Source organism: Enterococcus sp. DIV0840, from assembly GCF_050527835.1.
Classification (GTDB): Bacteria; Bacillota; Bacilli; order Lactobacillales; family Enterococcaceae; genus Enterococcus_L; species Enterococcus_L ureasiticus.
Genome location: NZ_CP172876.1, coordinates 1,988,204 through 2,007,007 on the forward strand (window position 1 = coordinate 1,988,204; position 18,804 = coordinate 2,007,007).

At 33.6% G+C, this 18,804-nt stretch carries 18 protein-coding genes; 8 read left to right on the forward strand and 10 right to left on the reverse strand.

Features of this window, described 5'->3' with window-relative positions:
- Window positions 1-42: 42 nt before the first annotated feature.
- Window positions 43-1,413 carry an HD domain-containing protein gene (locus tag IGL98_RS09490; RefSeq protein WP_206842552.1) on the forward strand — a complete coding sequence of 457 codons (1,371 nt, stop codon included), beginning with the start codon at window positions 43-45 and terminating at the stop codon, window positions 1,411-1,413.
- A 24-nt stretch (window positions 1,414-1,437) separates the two neighbouring features.
- Window positions 1,438-2,244 carry a sugar-phosphatase gene (gene yidA / locus IGL98_RS09495; RefSeq protein ID WP_206911638.1) on the forward strand — a complete coding sequence of 269 codons (807 nt, stop codon included), beginning with the start codon at window positions 1,438-1,440 and terminating at the stop codon, window positions 2,242-2,244.
- Between the two features lie 120 nt (window positions 2,245-2,364).
- Here the strand turns inward: yidA and IGL98_RS09500 are convergent, their stop codons facing one another.
- The gene (locus IGL98_RS09500; protein WP_069644780.1) at window positions 2,365-2,808 is read right to left on the reverse strand and encodes an NUDIX hydrolase; all 444 of its coding nucleotides are present in this window, start codon (window positions 2,806-2,808) and stop codon (window positions 2,365-2,367) included.
- Window positions 2,809-2,982: 174 nt separating this feature from the next.
- On the opposite strand from IGL98_RS09500, the gene gloA reads away from it, so the two are divergent.
- Window positions 2,983-3,357: a lactoylglutathione lyase gene (gloA, locus tag IGL98_RS09505; RefSeq protein WP_069644781.1), complete on the forward strand. Its 375-nt coding sequence runs from the start codon at window positions 2,983-2,985 to the stop codon at window positions 3,355-3,357.
- A gap of 174 nt (window positions 3,358-3,531) precedes the next feature.
- The gene (locus tag IGL98_RS09510; protein WP_206842556.1) at window positions 3,532-4,251 is read left to right on the forward strand and encodes a gamma-glutamyl-gamma-aminobutyrate hydrolase family protein; all 720 of its coding nucleotides are present in this window, start codon (window positions 3,532-3,534) and stop codon (window positions 4,249-4,251) included.
- Between the two features lie 63 nt (window positions 4,252-4,314).
- Here the strand turns inward: IGL98_RS09510 and IGL98_RS09515 are convergent, their stop codons facing one another.
- Window positions 4,315-5,139, reverse strand: a complete 825-nt coding sequence (locus IGL98_RS09515; protein WP_206842559.1) for an aldo/keto reductase — start codon at window positions 5,137-5,139, stop codon at window positions 4,315-4,317.
- 210 nt (window positions 5,140-5,349) lie between these two features.
- Here IGL98_RS09515 and IGL98_RS09520 point away from each other — a divergent pair, with 210 nt between their 5' ends.
- Both IGL98_RS09520 and IGL98_RS09525 read left to right on the forward strand, forming a co-directional pair.
- Window positions 5,350-6,249 carry a tyrosine-type recombinase/integrase gene (locus IGL98_RS09520; protein ID WP_206842560.1) on the forward strand — a complete coding sequence of 300 codons (900 nt, stop codon included), beginning with the start codon at window positions 5,350-5,352 and terminating at the stop codon, window positions 6,247-6,249.
- 27 nt (window positions 6,250-6,276) lie between these two features.
- On the forward strand, window positions 6,277-8,652 hold the full coding sequence (locus tag IGL98_RS09525; RefSeq protein ID WP_206911639.1) for a tetratricopeptide repeat protein: 2,376 nt from the start codon (window positions 6,277-6,279) through the stop codon (window positions 8,650-8,652).
- On the opposite strand, the gene IGL98_RS09530 is transcribed toward IGL98_RS09525, so the two are convergent.
- The 3 genes from IGL98_RS09530 to IGL98_RS09540 all read right to left on the reverse strand — a co-directional run bounded on the left by IGL98_RS09530 (window position 8,627) and on the right by IGL98_RS09540 (window position 12,191).
- On the reverse strand, window positions 8,627-9,862 hold the full coding sequence (locus tag IGL98_RS09530; RefSeq protein ID WP_206844987.1) for a hypothetical protein: 1,236 nt from the start codon (window positions 9,860-9,862) through the stop codon (window positions 8,627-8,629). The two genes, IGL98_RS09525 and IGL98_RS09530, sit on opposite strands and share 26 nt — an antisense overlap.
- A 128-nt stretch (window positions 9,863-9,990) precedes the next feature.
- Entirely contained in the window at window positions 9,991-11,019 is a 1,029-nt protein-coding gene (locus IGL98_RS09535) for a glucosaminidase domain-containing protein (protein ID WP_242590095.1), read from the reverse strand.
- Window positions 11,020-11,174: 155 nt separating this feature from the next.
- A complete protein-coding gene (locus tag IGL98_RS09540) occupies window positions 11,175-12,191 on the reverse strand; it encodes a branched-chain amino acid aminotransferase (RefSeq protein WP_206911641.1) in 1,017 nt (338 codons plus the stop codon).
- A gap of 141 nt (window positions 12,192-12,332) precedes the next feature.
- Here IGL98_RS09540 and IGL98_RS09545 point away from each other — a divergent pair, with 141 nt between their 5' ends.
- Window positions 12,333-13,265, forward strand: coding sequence for a mechanosensitive ion channel family protein (locus tag IGL98_RS09545; RefSeq protein WP_206844994.1), 933 nt, complete (start codon window positions 12,333-12,335; stop codon window positions 13,263-13,265).
- A 39-nt stretch (window positions 13,266-13,304) separates the two neighbouring features.
- Here IGL98_RS09545 and IGL98_RS09550 read toward each other — a convergent pair whose 3' ends face one another.
- The gene (locus tag IGL98_RS09550) at window positions 13,305-14,432 is read right to left on the reverse strand and encodes an amidohydrolase (RefSeq protein WP_206844997.1); all 1,128 of its coding nucleotides are present in this window, start codon (window positions 14,430-14,432) and stop codon (window positions 13,305-13,307) included.
- A 118-nt stretch (window positions 14,433-14,550) separates the two neighbouring features.
- Window positions 14,551-14,991, reverse strand: coding sequence for a flavodoxin domain-containing protein (locus IGL98_RS09555; protein ID WP_206845000.1), 441 nt, complete (start codon window positions 14,989-14,991; stop codon window positions 14,551-14,553).
- A gap of 133 nt (window positions 14,992-15,124) precedes the next feature.
- On the opposite strand from IGL98_RS09555, the gene IGL98_RS09560 reads away from it, so the two are divergent.
- Window positions 15,125-15,589: a MarR family winged helix-turn-helix transcriptional regulator gene (locus IGL98_RS09560; RefSeq protein ID WP_206845005.1), complete on the forward strand. Its 465-nt coding sequence runs from the start codon at window positions 15,125-15,127 to the stop codon at window positions 15,587-15,589.
- 44 nt (window positions 15,590-15,633) lie between these two features.
- Here the strand turns inward: IGL98_RS09560 and IGL98_RS09565 are convergent, their stop codons facing one another.
- The 3 genes from IGL98_RS09565 to IGL98_RS09575 are packed head-to-tail and all read right to left on the reverse strand — an operon-like array spanning window position 15,634 to window position 18,660.
- Window positions 15,634-16,839 carry an ABC transporter permease gene (locus IGL98_RS09565; protein ID WP_206845014.1) on the reverse strand — a complete coding sequence of 402 codons (1,206 nt, stop codon included), beginning with the start codon at window positions 16,837-16,839 and terminating at the stop codon, window positions 15,634-15,636.
- Window positions 16,836-17,516: an ABC transporter ATP-binding protein gene (locus IGL98_RS09570; protein WP_206845018.1), complete on the reverse strand. Its 681-nt coding sequence runs from the start codon at window positions 17,514-17,516 to the stop codon at window positions 16,836-16,838. Before IGL98_RS09570 ends, IGL98_RS09565 begins: the two co-directional genes overlap by 4 nt.
- Entirely contained in the window at window positions 17,509-18,660 is a 1,152-nt protein-coding gene (locus IGL98_RS09575) for an efflux RND transporter periplasmic adaptor subunit (protein WP_206845020.1), read from the reverse strand. The genes IGL98_RS09570 and IGL98_RS09575 overlap by 8 nt, the downstream gene beginning before the upstream one ends.
- Between the last annotated feature and the right edge of the window lie 144 nt (window positions 18,661-18,804).

The following is an 18,804-nucleotide window of genomic DNA, read 5'->3' on the forward strand; positions in this document are numbered from 1 at the left end:
AAACAAGGGGACAACTTACAATTAATAAAAAGGAGTGAATCAATGTCAATCCCTTATAAATATCAAATTTTACCAATTGAAAAAGTCTTTAGAGATCCTGTCCACAATTATATCCATGTTCAGCATCAAGTGATTTTAGATTTAATCAATTCAGCCGAAGTACAAAGACTTCGCAGAATCAAACAACTAGGTACCTCTTCTTTTACCTTTCATGGCGCAGAACATAGCCGTTTTGCACATTCGTTAGGTGTATATGAAATAACACGGCGTATTTGTGACATTTTTCAACGTAATTATTCCGCTGAACGCTTAGGCGACGAAGGTTGGGATGATAATGAGCGTCTAGTTACACTTTGTGCTGCGTTACTTCACGATGTTGGTCATGGACCTTATTCTCACACATTTGAACATATTTTCAATACAGATCACGAAGCAATCACTGTAGAAATCATCACTTCTCCAGAAACCGAGGTCTTCCAAATATTGAATCGAGTCTCAGCAGATTTTCCAGATAAAGTTGCAAGTGTTATTACTAAAGAATACCCTAACCCACAAGTTGTTCAGATGATTTCCAGTCAAATTGATGCTGATCGGATGGATTATTTATTGCGAGATGCTTATTTTACTGGAACTGAATATGGTACTTTTGATTTAACCAGAATTTTACGTGTGATTCGTCCGTATAAAGACGGCTTGGCCTTCGCCATGAACGGAATGCACGCGGTAGAGGATTACATCGTAAGCCGCTATCAAATGTATGTTCAAGTCTATTTCCACCCAGTTTCTCGTGGAATGGAAGTTATTTTGGATCATTTACTACACCGAGCAAAAGAACTATATGAACAACAACCAGAAGACTATCAACTACACTCTCAGCTTTTAGTCCCTTTTTTCAAAGGTAATTTTTCATTACAAGAATACTTAAAATTAGACGATGGCGTGTTAAATACGTATTTTACACAATGGACCTCTTTACCAGATCCGATTCTAAACGATTTAGCCAATCGCTTTTTAATACGCAGACCCCTTAAATCTGCAACCTTTTCTGGCAATCGAGATTCTCTGACGATCCGCCATCTACAAGCGTTGATCGAAAAAGTGGGTTATAACCCAAAATATTATACTGCCATCAATTCAAGTTACGATTTGCCATATGATTTTTATCGTCCAGAAAAAAATAGTCACCGAACCCAGATTGAAATCATGCAAAAAGACGGAACATTGATCGAGTTATCTAAAATCAGCCATCTGGTTGCAGCACTTGCAGGTCAAACACAGATCGATGAACGTTTTTATTTTCCGAAAGAAATGGTTGACCCGAAAAGACAGCAGCATTATGATTTATTTGATGACACTTATCGTGAATTTGCCGCCTACATTCATAATGGTGCATTAGTCGAAGAAAAAAATTAAAGAATATTTTTACAGGAGGACATTATGACAGTCAAATTAGTTGCAATCGATATCGACGGAACCTTGCTCGATTCTAATAGAAAGATTAGCTCAAAAGTGAAAGAAACACTGCGAAAAGCCAATGAGAGTGGAATGTATATTGTTTTATGCACAGGTCGGCCTCTACCAGGTGTCAAAGAACAATTGGCAGAATTAAATTTGTACGGTGATAATGATTATGTGATAACATACAATGGTTCCTTAGTACAAGCAACCAAATCGAACAAGGTCATCTCGCAATATACATTGAGCCATGATGACTTTTTAGAAATCGAGTCAATGGCTCGCAAAGTTGGCACTCATCTACATACAATAGATGATCAAGCTATTTACACTGCTAACAGAGATATTGGGAAATATACAGTACACGAAGCATCGTTAGTGGATATGCCTCTAAAATACCGTACAGTTGAAGAAATGACTCCTGACATGTCGATTATCAAAATGATGATGATTGATGAGCCTGAAATTCTAGATAAAGCTATCAGTCAACTACCTGAAGAGTTTATCAATAAATATACAACAGTTAAAAGTACAGAATTTTATTATGAGATTTTAAATAAAGAAGCAAGCAAAGGTAATGCGTTAGCAAAACTCGCAGAGCATTTAGGTATTTCTCAATCTGAGACAATGGCGATTGGAGATAATGAGAATGATTTATCGATGATTGAATATGCTGGTATTGGCGTTGCGATGGGAAATGCAACTGATAGCGTCAAACGTGCCGCCGATATTAAAACGACAAGTAACGATGAAGACGGAGTTGCTGAAGTTTTATTAAAATATATGTAATAAATTCATTTAAAAAAGCAGTTTGCCTAGATTTTTTCAAACTGCTTTTTTTAAGTTTTAGTTTCTAGTATATATCCATTTGAATAGAGTTTACTTATCATGATAGTTTCAAATTTGTTCTTATAGATTCGATTTCCATTTATGTACTGCCCATTTATGACTGCCACGTTTCAGTAAATCAATTCCCTTATCAACAGGCACCCAACAAATTGCATTTGTTTTTTCTAATGGTTCACATACCTGTATCCAACTATCTGCAACAAAAAAATAACCAGGATTATAATAATCAGTACTCCGATGTCTTGAATGAAAATACTCGTCTGCTTGTCCCAGATACTCACCGATGACCACTTCAATGCCAAGCTCTTCGATCATTTCCCGATGGATCGCAGTTTCTTTCGTCTCCCCTTGCTCAATTTCTCCGCCCGGTAAAAAATATGCTCCATTCGGCGCTTGAATTAATACTATTTCTGTACCATTATTTCTTGATACAATAATATAAGCACCTAGCCTTTTTTTATAAACCAATGTTTCCGATTTTTCACCGAATGACGGTGTTTTCATAAAAACAACTCCCTTTTCTTTTAACCTAATTTTACATGAGAATTTTCTCATGAACAAGTAATATCTTATCATTTCACTCACAATTTCGTTAAAGTCTATGCTACTATGAAATTGTCAGCAGTTTGTTTGATTCAATCTGCGATAATATTCACTTTTGAAAGGAAGATGACTCATATGAAAATGGCTCACACTTGTGTTCGTGTCAAAGATTTAGAAGCGTCGCTGGAATTTTATCAAAAGGCATTCAATTTTGAAGAAAGCCGCCGTCGTGATTTTCCAGAACATAAATTTACTTTAGTTTACCTAACATTGCCTGGTGATGGTTATGAACTAGAGTTAACGTATAATTACGATCATGAAGCTTACAACCTTGGAGACGGTTATGGTCATATCGCTATTAGCACCGATGAAATCGAGAAATTACATGAGGAACAAAAAAATGCTGGTTTCACTGTTACCGATATGAAAGGCTTGCCTGGAACCCCTCCATCGTATTACTTTATTACTGATCCAGATGGATATAAAATCGAAGTTATCCGTACTCGTTAATACAAAAAAACAGTTGCTCACTTTTTAGGTCTCACCTAAATTTGTGACTAACTGTTTTTTTACTACTTTTCCTTTTATTTTTAGATTCAAGTATACTTATAATCCATTTATAACCCTATTTCACAAAAAGAGTGATACACTGTTACCCTACATATTAATCAAGGACGTGATCAAATGACAACGATTATCGGCATAGCTGGAAATCAAATTATTCAATCCGTTGATGTTTTCAACGGCAACCATGTAAGTTATACACCACAAGGGTTCGTAACTGCGATTCAAAAAGCAGGTGGATTACCGATTGTTTTACCAATCGGTGAAGAAACATCCGCTGCGGATTATATTTCTCAAATCGACAAACTATTATTAGCTGGAGGCCAAGATATTTCCCCTGATTTTTTTGGAGAAGAGCCTCATCCAAAACTTGAAGAAACAAATCGCAACCGTGACATTTTTGAACTAGCTTTAATCCAAGAGGCAATTAAACAAAATAAACCCATTTTTGCAGTTTGCCGTGGAATGCAGTTGATAAACGTTGCTTTAGGAGGAACTTTATACCAAGATCTTTCTTTATACCCTGAGTGGAAAGTTAAACATGGACAACAACCTACTCAACCCCAATTTGCAACACACGGCATTCAAATAGAAACAGACAGCACTTTGTATCACTTACTCGGAGAAAAATACCGTGTTAATTCTTATCACCATCAAGCAATCAATAAATTAGCACCTTCATTAAAAGTAACTGCACGTTCTTCTGATGGTATTGCAGAAGCTATTGAGTCAATTGACACAAAACAAAGATTGTTAGCTGTTCAATGGCATCCTGAACTTCGTTTTGATGTGGATACAAAAGAATTTCAGCTATTCGACTATTTTGTGAATCAACTATAAAAATAAGGCAGGAAATTGTGTTAACACAATTTCCTGCCTTATTTTTTTATGATATATGTTACTTTAAAAATCAAAATTATCCGGATCTGGACCTAAACGTTCATTAGTGTTTAGTTCGTCGATCCTTTTGATATCTTCATCTGTCAATTCAAAATCAAATACATCAAAGTTTTGCTTGATACGATCTTGATGAACTGATTTTGGAATAACGATGATATCACTTTGTAAATGCCAGCGAATAATCACTTGTGCTGCTGTTTTATCATATTTCTTGCCGATTTCAACTAAAATAGGATTTTCTAGGATCTTACCTTGTCCTAATGGAGACCATGCTTCAACAGCAATTTTGTTATCCGCTAAAAATTTGCGTAATGGCTCTTGTGTCAACGTTGGATGGAGCTCGATTTGATCGACCATTGGCACGACCTTTGCCTCTTTTAGTAAATCTTCAATATGATGTTCATGGAAATTAGAAACACCTATTGCTTTAACACGTCCACTTTGATAGATTTCTTCCATCGCCCGCCAAGAATCCTTATATTTGCCTTCAACTGGCCAATGAATTAAATATAAATCAATATAGTCTAGCCCAAGCTTATTCAAACTCTCATCAAACGCTTTTAAAGTTGAATCATACCCTTGATCAGCATTCCATAATTTAGTCGTAACAAAAATCTCTTCCCGGGGAACCCCTGACGCACGAATTCCTTCCCCAACACTAACTTCATTTTTATAAGCTGCAGCTGTATCAATCAAGCGATACCCCGCTTCTAGCGCCCATCTCACAGAATCAACAGCCTCTGCTCCGTCTTTCACTTGCCATACCCCTAAACCTAGACGAGGGATAATCGAACCATTCGCTAACTCTTTTGTTTTTTTAAAAGACATGTCTTTTTTCATTCCTTTCTTTGAAAAAATGAATACATGTTTAGTATACTCCTTAAAATGTCAGATGGAAAATAACTGGATTATGTTTCTTTTTGCTTCTAGTCTAGAAATCTCTCACTTGGTAGCTTATGATAAAGAATGATTCTATTTGACATAAAGAAAGGCTGACCGTAATGAAAATTGATTTTAAAGACTATATCGACAAGTATCTTGAAGAACGAAAAACCTTCAGTAATATTTCCAAAAAAAACTTTAAAAGCATACTATTCTGACTTAATAAATCTAAATCAGTTCTGCTCTGAAAATAATTATCCATATCCTGTTGGCATTACTAAATATATTAGCGAATTCCAGCAAACGTTAAAAGCAACGACCTTAAAACGCAAAATCGTAGTTTTCAAAATGTTTTATCGCTATCTGACTAATGAAAATTTAATGGATATATCCTTGATGCAAAAACCAAATTTCAATTATTATTACATTACTCCAAGAAAATTGCCTAAAATAGTAACACCTGAAGAAATAAATAGGATATTAAGACAAATGTATCTACTACAATCCACTAGCTTGACTCCTTCAAAAAGGGTAAATCTTATTCGGGATATTGCCTTAATTGAGCTATTGATCGCAACAGGTATTCGAATTGGCGAAGCACATGCTTTAAACATCATCGATTATCAACCTAAAAGTCGTTTGTTATTGATCAAAGGAAAAAATCATAAAGAACGACTTATTTACATTTCCCCTGTTGAAACGAATACTGCTTTAACAGAGTATCTTTCTGCAAGAGAAAATTATCAACCTAAATCTAAGGCAATATTTCTAAATAAATACGGTAAACGCCTTTCAATTTATGGGATTGAAAATATCTATTACAAGTATCGAGATTTAGCAAATATTGCCCCTACCTCTACTCCACATCATTTGCGGCATACATTCGCTACTGAACTTTTGTCAAATGGCGCGGATATTCGAGAGGTTCAGGAGCTACTCGGACATTCGAGTATTGTGACGACGCAGATTTACACTGCGGTTAGTACTAATCAAAAGATTAAAGTGTTGGATACTTATAATTTAAGGAATAAATTACATCCGAAAACCTCCAAATAACTATAAATTATTTGGAGGTTTAAAACATTGATTGATCAAGTTAAATTAATTTTTAGTTACTTTAACGAAAGTTTTATTAGGAAAATAGAAGGTATTCTTGCTATTACAGGTATTATAAGTGTATTTTTTTCTATTTACAAAAAAATATATATAAGTATAAAAAAGAAGAAAGTATTTCCTAACTCTGATAAACCAGAAATTAAATACTTTACCGACCGAGAAGAAATAACAAAGGAGATATTTGAAGAAATTGAACGGACAAATAGTGGAAAAATATTTTCTATTTATGGACCGGCTGGCATTGGGAAAAGTGAATTTATGAAATTAATAAATTTTATGTTCAACTCATCAAAAGGTAAAGATACAGAATCTAAAACTTTTTTGAAGAGATATTTACCAGATACATCTATATGGAAAAATTCACAATCTTATATATTCAACTGCAAGAATCAAGAAATAAAAACAGTTCTATCTAGTATTGAAAAGAGCTTGAACTTAGATAATGATAATAATAAAGATATTTATAATTTTGATGTTATATCTTCAAAAATATATATAAGAACTAAACGCTGTAATCATGCAATCTTTATTTTTGAAGATGTGGAAAAAAATTATTTAGCAAACGATTTATTTGATTTTTTCAAGATATTAAATTCCTATTCAAAAAAAAATAAGTATATTTTTTTTGTAGTATATTCTAGTTTATTTTTACCTGAATACAAAAATAACAGTATTGTAAAAAGAATTAGTGAGTTTAAAATAGAAAATACTAAAGAGTTTGTTACAAAACATAATTTAAATAATTTATCAGAATCAGAAATTAATGAAATTCACAAAATTACAAATGGAAATTTAGAATTACTAAATATTGTAGTCAATCTCATAAAAGAAAATGGTAAAGGAGAACTAAAAAAATTAATTTATTCTCAAGGATTAGATTATTACTTTGTGAGTCGTTTAAGCGAATGCAGTGAGGCCTATATTGTTTTTGAAGCTTGTCTTGCATTATCAATTTCTCAAACATTAATTAACACAGTGCAAGTTAATATACTTGTTGATAGTCATATAAATGTAAATGAAAATATAAAAAAGTTAGTTCACGCGGGTTTTTTGAATAAATCAGAAAATATAAGTTCAATGTATACTATCTCAAAAGTAGTTCGTTCAATTATGTATAATTCTGATTTAGTTGATATTATTTCTTTCCAACGACAGTTAGTTAAAAATGTAGAGAATAAAAAGCTAAATTTAGGAGACAAAACTGTTCTGCATAAATTATTTTTAGAAGAGTATAATTGTCAGGTTATAGATGAACTTAAGCAAAAGCAAGGTAAAAAAGATTATTCGATAGCTTTAGCAATTTACGAACTTTTAAATATAAGTACTTATTTTTCAGAATATTTAATTTTAGCTAGTACAAAATTTGATCAAATTTTGTACTATGTCATAGAGGCTTTAATTGGGGCCGGAAACTATACACAAGCATCTTCCATAATTGAAGATGAAAGATATAGTCAATATTTTAGCATTCGCAATGAAAATATCAATGAAAGTAACTTAAATTTGAAATTCTTGCAAGCTAATTTAGCTCACCTGAAAAATGAATATAACTCTGCTCTGGACATATACATACAGTTGCTAAATTCTGATGTTGTACAAAAAAATGTATATTTCAAAGCAAAAGCAAAGTGGGGTATTGCGCATGTTCATCGCCACGTGGGAAATTTTGAACAAGCAACTGAATGGTATAAAAAATCAATAAAAATGTGCAGATACAATGAAAGCAATACACTTGATGTACACATTAAATGCTTAAATGAATGCAATAGCATATTTGTGTATTTGAATGAAATACAACCATATTCTACACAATTCATAGAAAAAATTGTACAGAAAAATTCTCGGAAATTTAAAAATGAAGTTGCGAAACTATCTACAAATAAATATGAGTCCATTATTCACGGGAAAAACAACAAGTTTGATAAGGCTATGATTTTAATTGAAGAAACTTTAGCTATTTATGAAAAAACATTTGAAAGATTACGTTTCAATTTGTATTTTGAGAAAGGAGAGCTACTAAGACGGAATAAAAATTTTGAAAATGCTATACATTTTTTTGAAAAAAGTCTAGATTCTTCACAACATAATGGAGATAAGAACATAAAACTTTATTCACTTTTAGGTATTTTGCTTACTGAATTAGAATCAAATCAATATTTTTTTAATAAAGATAAAGATGAGCAATATAAATCACTGGAGCTATGTTTTCAATTATGTCAGTATGAAGACTCTAGTAACATCAGATTTGGATTAGGGATGATACATGTAAATATAGTTAAAGATCTTTTAGATAATCCTGATTCAAAAAATCCCTTTTTTAAAGAAATGCTTCCTCTTTTTTAAAGGTAAATTGGATATCTTCAGGGATAGCCAATAATTTAAGAAGTTCTTCTGTTTCATTTTGATGAGAGTTTAAAGATTCAATAATATTGGCAATTAAATCAATTGGATTTGATTGCCAATGTAGTCTAGCAATTTCTTGTGTTCCCAATCTGATTCCGTGATTCTGAAATAATTTTTTACTTTTTTTATCTAAGGTTATGTTATGTTTGAAAGCATTGGAATACATATGATTCATGTCTATTTCACTAGTCCTGATAAATATTTGATGTGTAAACGTGGAGATACCATTAATACTAGGAATATCAAAATTCCTCATCTTTAAAGCATAAGAAAGTTTTTGTGCGTAGTCAACTATGTTTTTCGAATATTCTACTCCGAAAGCTTCCATTTCAAATAAGGTATATAATAAACTAATTATCTGATGCATTTGTGTATGACGAATATATAATGGACTAATTGTTTTATCGATTAGTTTAGCCCAATTATCGTTTTTTGTCATAATTAAACCATTAGCAGGTCCTGGTAATGTTTTATGTGTTCCACCAAATAAAATACAATTATCTACTTTATGTAATGGATTGTCTATTTGTTTTCCAGCTATAAGCCCTAATGTTTGACTAGCATCATATAAGAAAACAGTGTTTTGAGGTAGTTTTAATTTATCCAAATTAGGTGGATTTATAATATCCGATGGGGCATATAGAAGGAAGTTTATATTATCATTTTTCAATATAGAATAAACTTTCTCATAATCTAAATCAAAATTATCATAATCATATGGCATGTCAATAATCTGAAGTCCTAGTCTTTTACAAACAATTTTCATAGATTGATGGCCTCCACATTCACTATCAGAAACCATAATCTTATCACCATTTTTTGTTATGGACATAAGTAGAGAAGTAACACAGTTCATTCCGGTAAGTGTTCTGGCATCAGCGTATGTAGAATCAAATATTTTTGCGCACTGTGTGTTAATTAACTCATATATATCAAAAAGAAAACTACTACCAATAAAATTACTATCTGCTTCATAATTTAAAACCCCATTCATAATATAACGTTCCTGAAAGTCACCACCCAATGGTAGCTTTGCGAAAGGTGAAATAAGGTTCTCAGCAGCGCATAACGGTAAAGTTTTCTTTTTCACAGAATTAAATTGTTTTTCAATTTCTTTATAAACTGTATAGCCTTCAATTTTATTTAACATCTAAAAACCTCCAAATAATTTATAGTTATTTGTATATTATTATAACACATGAGTAAACAATAACTAACTTTTTCGCAAAAAAATATAAATGTGAAAAATACAGCCAAATTCAACATATCCTTACATTTTCACACATTAATCAGCTTTAAAATCTCTAAAACATAATAACTCAACACGTCAACTAATAATTTAATTAGTTTTATCTGCTTCTGTACTTGTCTTTTCTGCATATCTTTTAACATTAATGACCACACTTTATTAATGTTAAAAACATTTATACCTTGTTTTACAACAATTGTTTCAACAATCGTATTTTTATCTAGTCCTAATTGTTCTTTTACATTATCTTTCTTATACTCATCATAACGAGTCAACTCATAAACACTAATCAATTGATTCAACTTCTCAGCATATCGACTATCCGTTGCGTACCTTCCAGTCAAAAAAGTCGTTACTTCCTGATAATTTCTTGCCTCACTCTTCCAAGTACCTTTGTAAAATTCAAGATTTTCCACTAATCCATTTTTTAGCAAACTAGCATAGTCTTCTAAAGCTTCCTTATAAGAAGGGTATTTCCGGAATCTTGAATCGATCGTAAATAAATTTCCGATTCCATCATCTTCTTGTGTTTTCATGACGACTGTCATTCCTTTATAATCTCCTTTGATTCCAAATAAATTATAATTCGGTGCAATTGATAAACTACTACTACCCGAAGCAGATTCTAAAATTGCTTGTGCAATCATCACTGAAGCGTATAAATCATATTCAAATGCAATTTTTTCGGCTAACTCTCTAATTACTTCAATAAATTCTTCGGTTATTTGATTTTTTCTAATTACAATTTCTGGCAAATCTTGAATAGTCTTCTTCGGCTCTTCTTCTAAATTTTCAGATACATCGTTTACAGAATCGGAAGCAGCCTGAAAGTCTTCTTGAATTCTCGATGCATCTTGATTCTGTTCAATTGCTGAGTCATGTGTCACTAATTTATCTTCCTTATTAGCAGTATTAGCGTCAGCTGACACTTTGGTTTGTTCAAAATCTCCCGTTTGTAGTTCCAGCTCTACAAGTGGTTCTGTCATTGCAAATACTGGCGAAAAAAATACGCTAAATATCAATCCCATTACTACCTTAAGCGACTTCTTTACTTTCATATGAATCCCCTCTCTCTTAATCCTTCTTCCTAAAATAGTAATACGCATTTATTTTAGTTTTTGATTAAAAAAGAGCTAAATCACTGTTTTTCTCCATGATTAAAAGCAAAAAAAAGAAAACAACGAAATTTTTTCGTCATTTCCTTTTCCGAATTCTATACTTTTATATTTCTAATCCAGCCATCTGGTGCGGGTAAATCACCAAATTGAATCCCTGTCAATTCATCATAAAGTTTTTGTGTCACTGGTCCAACTTCTGTTTCACTATAAAGCACATGGAAATCATCATAAGTCTGAATCCCACCGATTGGTGAAATCACAGCCGCCGTTCCACAAGCTCCAGCCTCTTTAAACTGATCCAGCGAATCAATATAAACATCATCTTCTACCGCTTCCATACCAAGGTTATGCTCAGCTAGATAAAGCAACGAATATTTCGTGATACTTGGCAAAATTGATGGTGATAATGGCGTGATGAAACGATCATCTTTCGTAATCCCAAAGAAATTGGCAGAACCAACTTCTTCAATTTTTGTATGTGTTTTTGGATCAAGATAAATACAATCTGAAAAACTTTTTTCTTTGGCTTCTTCTCCAGGTAAAAAACTAGCGGCATAGTTTCCACCAACTTTAATAGCACCAGTTCCTTGAGGTGCAGCGCGATCATAATCAGAAAATATAAAGTTTGTCGGCGTCAGCCCGCCTTTAAAGTAGGCACCTACTGGCATACAAAAAACCGTAAATAAATATTCAGGAGCTGGTTTTACACCAATCCCTTCACCAACACCGATCAAAAGTGGACGAAGATATAAAGTAGCACCACTACCATAAGGTGGCACCAAGGCTTCATTAGCCTTTACAACTTCTTCTACTGCATGAATAAATTTATCTTCTGGAACTTCTGCCATCAACAAACGTCTGGCACTTCGATTCATACGCTTGGAATTTTCGTCCACTCGAAATAAATTGATTGAGCCATCTTTACATCGGTAGGCCTTCAACCCTTCGAAACATTGCTGACCATAATGCAGCGCTGCTGATCCTTCGTGGATTTGCAACATATTATCCTCTGTTAATTTGCCTTCATCCCATTGGCCATCTTTCCAAGTTGAAATGTACCGAAATGGTGTTTTTATATAATCGAAGCCTAAGTTATCCCAATCTATTGTCATACGCTCACTCCTTATTTTCAGAATATTGTAACATATTTCCAATGAATTTGTTAAGCTTTTTACATAAATAATGACATCTTTTTTCAAATTCAAGTATAATAATAAAGTAATCATAGATAAAAAAAGAAAGTTGGGCTATCCTTGTTTATTCTTGGACAAACAATATCAAGTAAAACAGTTGAAAGTACAATGGATTCTACACTCGATATAAAAGCTGTTACTGAAAATAAAGTGAACGCTCTTCAGCGTTTTTGGAATGGAATCAATTGGGATGATATCATCGCTACTTTGATTGAAAAAACGATTTATCTCCTATTTCTGATTCTTCTCTTTGTTTTTTTGAATCGTATCGGTAAAAAACTCATTGATAAAACTTATGGTAATTATAGTAAAAAACAAGCTTTCAGTGAAAGTCGTTTGAAAACACTTCATACCCTGATCAACAACGCCTTTCAATATACACTATTTTTCTTTTTCATTTACTCTTTACTAACAGTTGTTGGTGTCCCAGTTGGCTCTCTTCTAGCTGGAGCAGGTATTGCGGGTGTCGCAATTGGTTTAGGTGCTCAGGGTTTCATGAATGATATCATCACTGGATTTTTTATCATTTTAGAACAACAAATGGATGTTGGTGACTATATTCGATTGACTGCTCTTAACATTGAAGGAACCGTTACAGCAGTTGGCCTTAGAACGACACAAATGAAAGCCTTAGATGGAACTGTTCATTTTATTCCGAATAGAAATATAACCACGATAAGTAACCTTTCACGCTCTAATATGCAAGTTTTGATCGATGTTCGCATCATGCCAGATGAAGGATACGATCAAATCACTGCTATCATCGAGCAAGTCAATCTTGAATTGAAAGAGAAGTATTCAGAAAGCATCCAAACAGGACCTACGATTTTCGGGATGGTCGATCTTGGAAATGGAAATTTTGCAGTTCGTACAACAATGTATGTACTAAACGGAAAACAAGCACCGATTAGAGAAGAATTTTTGGCTCAATATGTGAAAAAATTATCTGAAGCTCACTTTACTATACCTAATACGCCAATTACAATAAAATAAAAAAACGATGCTAACAAAAAAAAGTTAGCGTCGTTTTTTTTATTTATCTAATGACTTCAAAAAGTTGCTGATATGTTCTACAGCAAAAGGAATCGCTTCTTCTTTAGGTTCAAATTTAGCAGAATGCAGACCGTAGGCACTATCAACACCTAGCCAAAACATCGTTCCTCGTACTTTAGATAACAAATAGCCAAAATCTTCACCTGTCATAGCCACATCTGCCTCTTCAAATAAAACACCTGATTCATGTTCCATAAATGTCATAAAATTTTCTGTCTTTTCCTTATTATTAATGACTGGAACATACCCTTTTTGATCTAAGAATACCTCTACCTCACAATTGAATGACTTCGCAATTCCTTCACCAATTTCTCTGATTCTGATTTGTGTCAATTGATTCATCTCTTCTGTCAAGGTTCGAATCGTACCTGAAATCGTCGCTTCGCCGGCAATCACATTCGTCGCAGTCCCCGCATTGAATGTCCCAAAAGTGACTACTGCACCTTCAACGGGATTCACATTTCGACTAACGATTGTTTGTGCTTGCTGTATAAGACTCATCCCAGCTACAATCATATCATTTGAAGCATGAGGAAATGCTGCGTGACCTCCTTTACCTGTTAGAGTGATTTGAACTTCACATGTTGCGGCGAAAAGTGTACCAACTTTTGTTGTGATTTTGCCAACAGGTAGCTCAGAATTTACATGAAGCCCATAAAATTCATCTGGAAGCCATGAACCAAAAGCCCCCGCTTCATACATCAACATGCCGCCAGCTTCATTTTCTTCTGCTGGCTGAAAAAGAAATAAATAATTGTTTATAGGCTGCTCTAAAGTCATTTGCTCTAACAATCCTAAGCCAATCGTCATATGAAAATCATGACCACAAGCATGCATATAACCATTGTGTGTAGACTGAAAATCAGAAACAACTTCTTCTTTTATCGGCAGACCATCAATATCAGCACGCCAACCAATTGTTTTTTGGGGAGCCTTTCCATGAACAAAAACTAAAATTCCAGTCCGCCAAGTTGTGTATTCTATAAATTCTTTATCAATCGATTTAATAATTTCAAGTAAATATTTTTGGGTTTTCTCTTCTTCTAATCCAATTTCTGGTATTTGGTGCAGCTGTCTACGAATCTCAATTAACTGTTCTTGAATCACTGTTCATCTGCCTCTTTTCTATTTCTCTATATCTTATTGTTGAATAAAAAGAGTCTTCTGTCAATCCTTCGTTTAGAGAAAATTTGCAACATTTAACAGTTCGAGCATCGGATCGCTTTTATAGATGCTTTAAATAATTTTCAGCAAACGTACTGATTTTATCCAAATCGATTCCTTTTAGCTTGTTTTCCTCACTTACCGGAACCCAAGAAGGTTTGTAGCCGCCAAAAGAAACAATTTCAAGAGCGTGCTCTCTGATTGCTTCTGGAATACTGGCAATAATCACCTCTTGCGTTGTTTTTAGTTTGGAATTACATAAGAAACACCCCATGGTTTTAGATAGTAGATCCGATTGATTTTTTTTCAAAAAGTCCCTGATTGGTTTATACATCTTATCATTTCGAACACCAGCACCTACAATAATATGCGTAAATTCATCTAGATCTGGTTTCTCTTGATCAATATCAATAATGGTAGAATTACTTAATTTTTCTCCTAAAATTTCTGCGCATTCCTTTGATGCCCCAGATTTCGTTCCATATACGATCAATGTTTTCATTCTTTTCAGCCTCAATTCTTTCTTTGCTTTACAGATAACATTAAGCTTGCTATGATATATTTATTCAATTATATTTCGATGAAAAAGAATCTCGTCAAACGAGATATATTAAGCATAAAGTGAGGGAGAACATTTGTCAAATAATCAAGGTTCAACAACAAACGTACTTATAGATCAACTTACCACTTTATTAAGGGGATTTGGCTCACGCTCCATCTTGCATCAACAAGCAATCGTTCAATCACTTGGAATCCCAGCAAATGATTACATTTCAATTGACTTATTGAACGAATTAGGACCACTTACTGCTGGGGAATTAGCAGAAAAAACAGGATTATCTACGGGAACAATTACCGCATTGATCGACCGCTTAGAAAAAATCGGCTATGCCCGTCGTGAAAAAGATCCTAATGATCGTAGGAGAGTAATCATTGTCCCTACCTACGATGATAGAGAGGAAATAATACAAGCTTATCGGCCACTTGACACAGCTATGAAAGAATTAGCACAAGAATACTCAGAAAAAGAATTGGAATTGATCAACGAATTTTTAGCAAAAGCTGTTTCTGTATTGGATGATCAATTACAAACTAAATAGTTAAAAAAAACCAACTAACTTTATCATTAGTCGGTTTTTTCGTATTATTTCATAATATCGATCAAGTCTTTTTTAGATGCTGCGGATGCCGGCATATAGCTAAATACAACTCCTATCAATACTGAAATCCCTACAGCTAAACTGATTGTAAATAAATCTGGTCGCACTGCAAAAGGTAAAAACATAGATGAAACTAATCCCAGTGTCATCCCTAAAAGATAACCAATCAAACCACCAAGCAATGTCAGCGTCAGTCCTTCAGTTAAAAATTGTTTTCTGATGTCTTTTTCTGTAGCTCCTAAAGCACGGCGGATTCCTATTTCTTTTGTCCGTTCTGAAACAGAAATATACATCATATTCATGACACCCACTCCAGCAATAAATAATGAAATCCCTGCTACAGCTGAAATAAATAAGGTAAGATTATCCAAAATGCTACCCATTTGTTCGATATCTGATTTTGGATTGTATGTTTCATACTCACCAACATTTCTCAAACTACCATTAAAGTTGAGTTGTTTTAAGACCTCTTTGGTCACACTCTCTTTATTTTCTCCCGCATCAATTTCTAAATTTAAAATGGATTGACTGTCAACTTTTTTGAAATAATGATCATAACTTTTTATCGGAAAATAAGCAAGTGGCGCTTGATTTTCCATTGATAAGGTGCCGCTCCTGCTTGCTACAACACCCACCACTGTGAATAATTCGTTCTTCACTTCGAACCCTTTTCCAACTGCTTTTGTAGGATCACCATATAACTTTTGTGCTAAAACCTCATCTATTACAACGACTTTATTCAAAGTTTCGTTATCTTTAGGCACAATTTGTCTGCCTATTAATAATTTTTCAGCTGTTTGTTCAACACGTTCTACTTTTTTAGTCAGTTTTTTACCACGAATGTAAAGCTCTATTTGACGTTCACTCAATTTTTGTTTTGGCTTATAAAAGTCAACTTTTCTGACGCCGTTTATATTCTTGATCAAATCAAGGTCACTTTTTTTAAATACTTCACTTTCATTAATACCATTAGCTAAATCATAATAGTTAAACGTAATATTACTAACATTTTCATTCGTATTCGTCATCGACATTTTATCGATCATATCTCTTTTAAAGCCGTTACCAATAGAAACAATCGTAATCACTGACGCAATCCCAATAATAATACCGAACATCGTCAAAAAGCTACGTTTTTTATTTTTTAGAATTGATTTTAAAGCTGTCTTCCAAATGACCAGATTCTTCATTTACTCAACTCCTCTTCAACAATGACGCCATCTTTAACACGTATCAAGCGACCGCAATAAGAGACCATATCTGGATTATGAGTTACTAAAATGATTGTTACGCCTTCTTCTTTATTCAAATCTTGAAATAGTTGCATAATATCATCCGATGTTTTTGAATCCAAAGCACCAGTTGGCTCATCGGCAATAATAAATCTAGGCGAGTTCACAATCGCTCTTGCAATCGCTATTCGTTGTTGTTGTCCCCCAGAAAGTTGTTTCGGATACTTATTCCCTTTATCTCCTAAACCAACTTTTTCTAATACTTCTTGCACTCTGGCTTTGGTATTGGTATAAGCCGAACCGTTGTATAATAAAGGGAGTTCGATATTTTCAAAAACAGTATTATTTTCAATAAGGCTAAAATTTTGAAAAACAAACCCAACGGATTTATTTCGAATAGCAGAAAGTTCTTTGTCAGAAAAATCCGTAATCTCTTTTCCTTCAAACAAGTATTTCCCTTCAAATTTCTTATCAATGAAACCAATCAGATTGATCAACGTCGACTTTCCTGAACCAGATGGCCCCATAACTGCCACAAACTCTTTTTCTTTAATCTCAAAGTTAACGTCCTTCAAAACATGAAGTTTTTCTTCTTCTAAAGAGTAGAATTTGTTGATTTGTTCAAGTTTAATCATTCTCAATCACCTGCACTTCTGTATTATCTTTTAATACATCATCAGGGTTTCCAATGATTTTCGTTCCTTTCGATACGCCAGACTCTAAGTTTTTAGCACCATTCACCTCTGAGACCTTAACATCTGTTTTCACTGCTCGCCCATTTTTATAAACAAAAACGAACGTCTTATTATCTTTATTTAAAACAGATTTGTCAGGTAATACTAATTGCGGTTGTGGTAGTGAAACTTGTGCAGAAGAGCCATACGCCCATGGAAAATCTCCCTCTACGATAAATTCATACGTTGGTATTTCTGAATCGTTGCCGCTTTTTGATTTGGGCAATTGGTTGATGCTGCTGATTTTCCCTTGAGCTGTCTGATTAGAACCAATTGACGTCACACTGACTTCTTGCCCTATCTTTAATTTATTGAGATCATACTCTGTGACGATTCCTTTAATCTGCTTCGTCTTACTTAACACTTGAATTAGAGGTTGATCCAAGGATTTCTTTCCAGCTTCATTGACCATTGCTACACCGTCCATCGAAGATTTAATCGATGACGTTACTTTTCCTTGTTCTGATTCCAATGCCGCAGATTCATCATTCACCTCTGTATAAGCTAATTCTGACGCTTGTTGGGCTTGAATAACTTCATTGTTGATGCTAGTCACTTCTGCTTTTTGTTGTTCAGCTTTTCCTTTTAGTTCCTCTTTTTTCTCAGGATCTGATTCTCGGTCATAGTCAGCATTAATCTGATTTAATTTTGCTTGTGCTTCATTATAACGACCTTGTGTGCGACTTAGATTTTGCGCTGCTTGCTGAGCTGATAGACTGCTTTTATTTACAGCTCGTTGTTGCTGATCAGCTCTGTTTTGAGCCTCACTATTTACATAATTGAGAACAATGTCCCCATTTTTCACTTCTTGTTCATTTTTTACTGGAATATCGGCAATTGTTCCCATTGTCTGATCGTAGAAAACATCTTCAGTTTGAGTGGCTTTTACTTCGCCTTTCAAGAGAAGTGGATCTTGCTGGTTTAGAGTAAATACATTGTAACTAAGTTTAACTTCTTTTGAAGGTGATAAAAACAGGAAATAACTTCCAACACAAACTCCGATTAAAATACCACCAATAATTAATTTCTTCTTTTTATTTTTCATAATACTTGTTCCTCCTACTTTATCTTATATAACTGATTATAATCAAAAATCAGCTTACAGAAAATTGAATAGGCGAACATTTATCTTACACATTTGAAAGCTTAATATAACACTAAATAAAAAAAGGACTAAACTAAAGAGCAG

What these genes read in the sequence shown, in the direction of transcription:
- IGL98_RS09490 (WP_206842552.1), top strand. Translation starts at nt 43, where the DNA reads ATGTCAATCCCTTATAAATATCAAATTTTACCAATTGAAAAAGTCTTT.
- yidA (WP_206911638.1), top strand. Translation starts at nt 1,438, where the DNA reads ATGACAGTCAAATTAGTTGCAATCGATATCGACGGAACCTTGCTCGAT.
- IGL98_RS09500 (WP_069644780.1), bottom strand. Translation starts at nt 2,808, where the DNA reads ATGAAAACACCGTCATTCGGTGAAAAATCGGAAACATTGGTTTATAAA.
- gloA (WP_069644781.1), top strand. Translation starts at nt 2,983, where the DNA reads ATGAAAATGGCTCACACTTGTGTTCGTGTCAAAGATTTAGAAGCGTCG.
- IGL98_RS09510 (WP_206842556.1), top strand. Translation starts at nt 3,532, where the DNA reads ATGACAACGATTATCGGCATAGCTGGAAATCAAATTATTCAATCCGTT.
- IGL98_RS09515 (WP_206842559.1), bottom strand. Translation starts at nt 5,139, where the DNA reads ATGTCTTTTAAAAAAACAAAAGAGTTAGCGAATGGTTCGATTATCCCT.
- IGL98_RS09530 (WP_206844987.1), bottom strand. Translation starts at nt 9,862, where the DNA reads ATGTTAAATAAAATTGAAGGCTATACAGTTTATAAAGAAATTGAAAAA.
- IGL98_RS09535 (WP_242590095.1), bottom strand. Translation starts at nt 11,019, where the DNA reads ATGAAAGTAAAGAAGTCGCTTAAGGTAGTAATGGGATTGATATTTAGC.
- IGL98_RS09540 (WP_206911641.1), bottom strand. Translation starts at nt 12,191, where the DNA reads ATGACAATAGATTGGGATAACTTAGGCTTCGATTATATAAAAACACCA.
- IGL98_RS09555 (WP_206845000.1), bottom strand. Translation starts at nt 14,991, where the DNA reads ATGAAAACATTGATCGTATATGGAACGAAATCTGGGGCATCAAAGGAA.
- IGL98_RS09565 (WP_206845014.1), bottom strand. Translation starts at nt 16,839, where the DNA reads ATGAAGAATCTGGTCATTTGGAAGACAGCTTTAAAATCAATTCTAAAA.
- IGL98_RS09570 (WP_206845018.1), bottom strand. Translation starts at nt 17,516, where the DNA reads ATGATTAAACTTGAACAAATCAACAAATTCTACTCTTTAGAAGAAGAA.
- IGL98_RS09575 (WP_206845020.1), bottom strand. Translation starts at nt 18,660, where the DNA reads ATGAAAAATAAAAAGAAGAAATTAATTATTGGTGGTATTTTAATCGGA.